Genomic DNA, 5,885 nt, shown 5'->3' on the forward strand with positions numbered 1-5,885 from the left:
GGGCGGCGCTGCCGTCGGCCGCGCCGATGACCGCGCTCGGCCGGCGCGCCCTCGGGGTACGGGTGCCGCCTGCCCTGGTCCTGGGCTGGCGGGCCGCGTTCCCGCGCCGCCGGCGGACGCTGGTTCCGGTGCTCCGGCTCGCCCTGCCGCTGGCCCTCGTCACGGTCGCACTCGTGGCGTGGTCGACGCTGGACCAGTTCCGCAGCCGGCCCGCGGCGGTCGGCATGCCCGCGGCGCTGACCGTACGCGCCCAGCAGCCCGGAGGTCCGTCGGACACCGAGCTGGAGAAGACCCTCGCGGCGGTCCCGGGCATCGCCGCGGTGCATCCGGGTGCGGAGACGGCGGCGCTCGTACCGGGGCAGACCGGCACGATCACGCTCCGCGGGCTGGGCACGGCGCAGGACCCGTATCCCTCGGCGGTGGTGGAGGGGCGCGCGGCCGGCGGGCCCGACGAGGCGGTGGCCGGGCAGGGACTGCTCGACCTCCTCGACGTGCGGGTCGGCGACTGGGTGCGGATGACCGTCGAGGGGCGGCCGCAGATCCTGCACCTCGTCGGCCGCACCATCGAGCCGGAGTCCGGCGGCCGCGTGATCACCACGACCGTCGACGCGCTGCGGGAGGGCGATCCGCAGCTGCGGCCCGGCTTCCACGCCCTGGTCCTGCGCGAGGGCGCCGACCCCCGCGCGGTGAGCGGCGCGCTGGCCGCGGCGGCGGGCGGCTCGCTGGAGATCCGCGAGACCACCGACCCGGCCGACCGGCTGGCACCGGCACGTGCGGTGATCGCCGCCCTGATACCCGTGCTGGCGCTCATCGGGCTGATCGAACTGCTGACCCTGGTCGGCACGGGCGTACGCGACCGGGGCCGCGACCTGCTCGCGCTGAAGGCGATCGGGCTGACGCCCCGGCAGATCGGGGCGATGATCGTGACGGCGGCCGGCCTGACCGCTCTCGCGGCCGCCGCCGTGGGGACGGCGGTGGGCGCGCTGTCGGGCACCTGGCTGGTGGACGCCCAGGGCGCGTCGAGCGGCATCGGCGCGGGAATCGCCCAGTCGCCGCCGTGGTGGATGCTGGTGTCGGTGATCGCCGGAGCGGTGCTGGGGGCGGTGGCGGCGGCGACGCTGCCGGCGACCCGGGCCGCGCGGCGGCGACTGGCGGACTCGCTGAGCGAGACGCTCTGAGCGGGGGCGCCCTGAGCAGGGGCGCCCTGACCGGGACTCGCTGGGCGGGACCCTCTGAGCGAGACACCCTGACCAGGACGCTCCGACGCGCCCGGTCAGCAGTGGAGGACCGCCACGGCGTGGTTCTCGTACGGGCCGTAGCCCGCGAAGGTGGCGGCCGTGGCGGCGGCGACCTCCCGGCAGCCCGTGCTGGTGCCGTCCTGGTGGAGGACCTGGAGGTGGTACGTGGTGCCGCAGCCGTTGAAGGCGGAGGTGTAGCGCCAGGTCTCCGACCAGGTGATGCACGTCGGTGCGACGCCGGAAGCCGGTGTGCCGGGCGTACGGCGGAAGGTGTCCCGGACGGTGACGGGGCTGTCCGGCCGGGGACGCAGCAGGCGGTTGGGGCCCTCCTCCCAGGTGAACGTCCCGTCCGACTCCCGGACCACGTACTTGTACTCCACCGGGACGTCGGCCGGTACGACGGCTTCGCCGGACCAGACGGGATAGCCGTGCGCGTCGAGGTGCACCGCGCGGGCCGGGTCCCACGAACCGAGTGCCGGGACGCTGCCCACGGCGAGCAGCTCGTCGCCCCACTCGGTGGTGGCCGTGACACCGAACCGGATCGGCGAGGCGGCCGACGCCTGCGCGGCGGAGGAAGGCGACGCCTGCGCGACGAGGGTGGCGGCCAGGAGGCCCGCAGTGACGGCGATGCGCCCGCCGTGGGATGCCCACATGGGGTTCGGTCCTTTCGCTGGGAGGCAACGCCAGCACCCTAGCGAGATCTGCAAGAACTTGCGGAAACTTTCAGAAAGAATGTGCGGCAGCGCTCCGGCACCCTCCGGCCGGCCCTGCCGACCTGCCGACCGCCCCTGCCGACGGCCCCCGCCGACCGCCCCGCCGGACGCCCCGCAACGGCATGCGCTTTGAGTGCTTTTGTGTGGAGTTGCCCCGCATGCTCTCGTGGCTCTGCGGTCCGTGCTGCGCGGTGCGCGACCATACGGACGCCGAGACGACCCGGTCATCGGCGTGCCCGGCGGGCGAGCAGTCAGCAGAAGGAACCAGCGCGACAGGAAGAAGGACGGACGTGTCCGGCAGCGAGAGCGAGAACCCGGTGATCCCCTCCCCGACCCCCACGCCGACTCCGCCCAGGTCCAACCGGGACTGGTGGCCGAATCAGCTGGATCTCCAGGTCCTCCACCAGCACTCCCCCCAGTCCAATCCGATGGGCGAGGACTTCGACTACGCGGAGGAGTTCCGGACCCTCGACGTCGACGCGCTGAAGCGGGACGTCTTCGACGTGATGACGACGTCGCAGGACTGGTGGCCGGCCGACTACGGCCACTACGGGCCGCTCTTCATCCGGATGAGCTGGCACGCCGCGGGCACGTACCGCATCGCCGACGGCCGGGGCGGCGGCGGCAGCGGCGCCCAGCGCTTCGCCCCGCTCAACAGCTGGCCGGACAACGCGAGCCTGGACAAGGCGCGCCGGCTGCTCTGGCCGGTCAAGCAGAAGTACGGCCGGAAGATCTCCTGGGCCGACCTCCTGGTCTTCGCCGGCAACTGCGCCATGGAGTCGATGGGGTTCAAGACGTTCGGGTTCGGCTTCGGGCGCGAGGACATCTGGGAACCCGAGGAGATCTTCTGGGGACCCGAGGACACCTGGCTCGGGGACGAGCGCTACACCGGCGACCGGGTCCTCACGGGTCCGTTCGGCGCGGTGCAGATGGGCCTGATCTACGTGAACCCGGAGGGCCCCAACGGCAACCCGGACCCGCTGGCCGCCGCCGTGGACATCCGCGAGACGTTCGGGCGCATGGCGATGAACGACGAGGAGACGGTCGCGCTCATCGTCGGCGGCCACACCTTCGGCAAGTGCCACGGCGCGGTCCCCGCCGAGTACGTCGGTCCCGAACCCGAGGCCTGCCCCCTGGAGGAGCAGGGCCTGGGCTGGCGGAACACCTACGGCACCGGCAAGGGCTCCGACACGCTGACCAGCGGGCTGGAGGGCGCGTGGACCAACGAGCCGACGAAGTGGGACAACGGGTATCTGGACAACCTGTTCGCCTACGAATGGGAGCTGACGACGAGTCCGGCCGGCGCGAAGCAGTGGACCCCCAGGGACCCCGCGGCGCAGGGCACCGTACCGGACGCCCACGACCCGTCGAAGCGGCACGCGCCCATGATGCTGACGACGGACCTCTCGCTGAAGCTGGATCCGGTCTACGGGCCGATCGCGAAGCGCTTCCACGAGAACCCCGAGGCGCTCGCCGACGCGTTCGCCAGGGCCTGGTACAAGCTGCTGCACCGCGACATGGGCCCCGCCACGCGCTACCTAGGCCCCTGGGTCCCCGAGCCGCAGCTGTGGCAGGACCCGGTCCCCGCGGCCGACTACGCGATGGTCACGGACCAGGACGTCGCGGCCCTCAAGGACACGATCCTCGCATCGGGCCTGTCCGTCTCCCAACTGGTCGCCACGGCCTGGGCTGCGGCGGCCAGCTTCCGCGGCACCGACAAGCGCGGCGGGGCCAACGGGGCGCGCCTCCGGCTCGCGCCGCAGCGGGACTGGGCGGTGAACGACACGCCCGAGGTGGCCGAGGTGGTGCAGACCCTCGACCGGATCCGGCAGGAGTTCGACCGTGCGCAGTCCGGCGGGAAGCGGGTGTCGCTCGCCGACCTGATCGTCCTGGGCGGGTGCGCGGCCGTCGAGCGGGCGGCGAAGAGCGCCGGGCACGACATCACGGTCCCGTTCGCACCGGGGCGCACGGACGCCTCGCAGGAGCAGACCGACGTGCAGTCGTTCGCCGTGCTGGAACCCAGCGCGGACGGGTTCCGCAACTACCTGCGGGCGGGAGAGAAGCTGTCGGCGGAGACCCTGCTCCTGGACCGGGCCAGCCTGCTGACGCTGACCGCTCCCGAGATGACCGTCCTGATCGGTGGCATGCGGGCCCTGAACGCCAATCACAAGCAGTCCCGGCACGGCGTCCTCACCGACCGGCCGGAATCGCTGACCACGGACTTCTTCGTCAACCTGCTCGACATGAACACGGAATGGAAGGCGTCCGCCTCGGCGGAGAACGAGTACGAGGGCCGGGACCGCGCCACGGGCGAGGTCAGGTGGACCGCCACCCCCGTCGACCTCGTCCTCGGCTCCCACTCCCAACTCCGCGCCGTCTGTGAGGTCCACGCGTCGGCGGACGCCGGGGAGAAGTTCGTGCGCGACTTCGTGGCCGCGTGGGACAAGGTCATGAACCTCGACCGGTTCGACCTCGCCTGAGCTGCCCTGCACCTCCCCGTACCCCGTACCCCCTGTTCCCCCGCGCCCGGGGCGGCCGCCGTCGGCCGTCCCGGGCATCTTCGCGCCGCGGCCGGGCATCTTCGCGCCGCGGCCGGGTCGGTGACGGGCCGAAACCATGGCGAGTGGGCCTGCGGGCCCCGCCCCGCTATGGTGTGTCCCCTGCACCGTCGCCCTCGCCTCCGCGCCGTCGCCGAGCGGCATCCGCGCACTGCTAGGGTGACGTGCACCTGCCAACGGGCACCCACCTTGCTCATCGAACATCCAACGGGGTTGAACGTGAAACTTCGTCATGTCCGCGCAATAGCCGTCTGCGGCGCCGCAGTCGTCGCACTCACCGGAGCCCGTGGCTCCCACGGCGGAAGCTGCGGCGGAAGCCACGGCTCCAGCTCCAGCTCCAGCAGCTCCGGCGGAAGCAGCAGCGGCGGGAGCAGCAGCAGCGGTTCCACCACCGGTGGCAGCAACGACAGCAGCAGCACCAGCACCTCGGGCGGCGCCTCCGTCCCCGGTGGTTCCAGCAGCGCCAACAAGGCCGAGCGCGACATCCGCATCGACAAGTGCCGGCTGGACGACACGGGCAAGAAGCTGGTCGCCAAGCTCACCGTCACCAACAACGGCGCGCTGGACTACACGTACAGCATCACCATGAAGTTCCAGGGGGCCACCGGCTCCACCGTGACCCCCGCCACGGCCATGGTCACGGGCCTCAAGGTCAAGGCCGGCGCCTCCCAGCAGGCCGAGGCCACCACCCCGTACACCGGCAAGGGCGACGGCAGCGAGTACAAGGAGTGCGTCGTCTCCAGCGCGAAGAAGCTCTGACGCCCTCGGAGCGCCGCTGACGCAACGCACGCCCCCTCCCGCCGCCGCGCGGGAGGGGGCGCTCGCGTACGGACCGGCGCCCGACGACGCACGGACCGGCATCCGGTGTCCCCGCGGCCCCCGTCCCGGCCGCCCGGTCTCTGTCGCCCGGTCTCTGTCTTCGGACAGAGACCGGGATCCTCCGAAAGGCGCAGGCCTGCGCCGCGACGGGACGCCGATACTGGTCACCGTGCCGTTCACCAGCCCGTTCCGCCGATCCGCCCGATATCGCCGCCGCCCGGAAAGCACCTCCCGCCCGGCCGCGAGGGCAGCGGCGCAGACGTGCGGTGTGCTCCTCGCGTCCCTGGGCGTGTACGCGGCGGTCGGGCATCTGGTGCCCCTGCCGTACGCGCGCCTGCAGTTGGCCGTGCTCGCCGCCGGAACCGCGCTCTTCCCGCTGCGCCGCCGCCTCCCCCGCGCCGTGCTCCTGACCCTGGCCGTGCTGACCGGCCCGGCGCCCTGGCTCGGGCCCGTCACGGCCGCGACCGCGTACACGGTGGCCCACCGGACGGCCCGGTCCCGCGACCGGACCCGGCTGCTCACCGCGGCCGGCACCCTGCTCGTGGCCTCCGCGGCGG

General features: G+C 73.1%; 4 protein-coding genes and 1 pseudogene. 4 read left to right on the forward strand and 1 reads right to left on the reverse strand.

The genetic code is table 11. The features are described 5' to 3' along the window. Positions 1 to 1,178 (forward strand): FtsX-like permease family protein (locus GPJ59_RS32430; protein ID WP_219671495.1); only part of this gene is annotated, 1,178 nt, incomplete at its 5' end. Positions 1,179 to 1,273: 95 nt separating this feature from the next. Here the strand turns inward: GPJ59_RS32430 and GPJ59_RS32435 are convergent. Next, the gene (locus tag GPJ59_RS32435) at positions 1,274 to 1,891 is read right to left on the reverse strand and encodes a carbohydrate-binding module family 20 domain-containing protein (RefSeq protein ID WP_219671496.1); all 618 of its coding nucleotides are present in this window, start codon (positions 1,889 to 1,891) and stop codon (positions 1,274 to 1,276) included. Positions 1,892 to 2,241: 350 nt separating this feature from the next. Here GPJ59_RS32435 and katG point away from each other — a divergent pair, with 350 nt between their 5' ends. From katG to GPJ59_RS32450, 3 genes and pseudogenes are all read left to right on the forward strand, one after another. Beyond that, a complete protein-coding gene (katG, locus tag GPJ59_RS32440; protein WP_219671497.1) occupies positions 2,242 to 4,431 on the forward strand; it encodes a catalase/peroxidase HPI in 2,190 nt (729 codons plus the stop codon). A 297-nt stretch (positions 4,432 to 4,728) separates the two neighbouring features. Then, a complete protein-coding gene (locus GPJ59_RS32445) occupies positions 4,729 to 5,268 on the forward strand; it encodes a hypothetical protein (RefSeq protein WP_219671498.1) in 540 nt (179 codons plus the stop codon). Positions 5,269 to 5,596: 328 nt separating this feature from the next. Continuing rightward, positions 5,597 to 5,885, forward strand: a pseudogene (locus GPJ59_RS32450) (two-component sensor histidine kinase); the annotation flags it as partial.

Source organism: Streptomyces bambusae, from assembly GCF_019400985.1.
Classification (GTDB): Bacteria; Actinomycetota; Actinomycetes; order Streptomycetales; family Streptomycetaceae; genus Streptomyces; species Streptomyces bambusae_A.

Bases quoted from the DNA above. Each gene is read 5' to 3' on its own strand.
- GPJ59_RS32435 (WP_219671496.1), bottom strand. From the start codon at position 1,891: ATGTGGGCATCCCACGGCGGGCGCATCGCCGTCACTGCGGGCCTCCTG.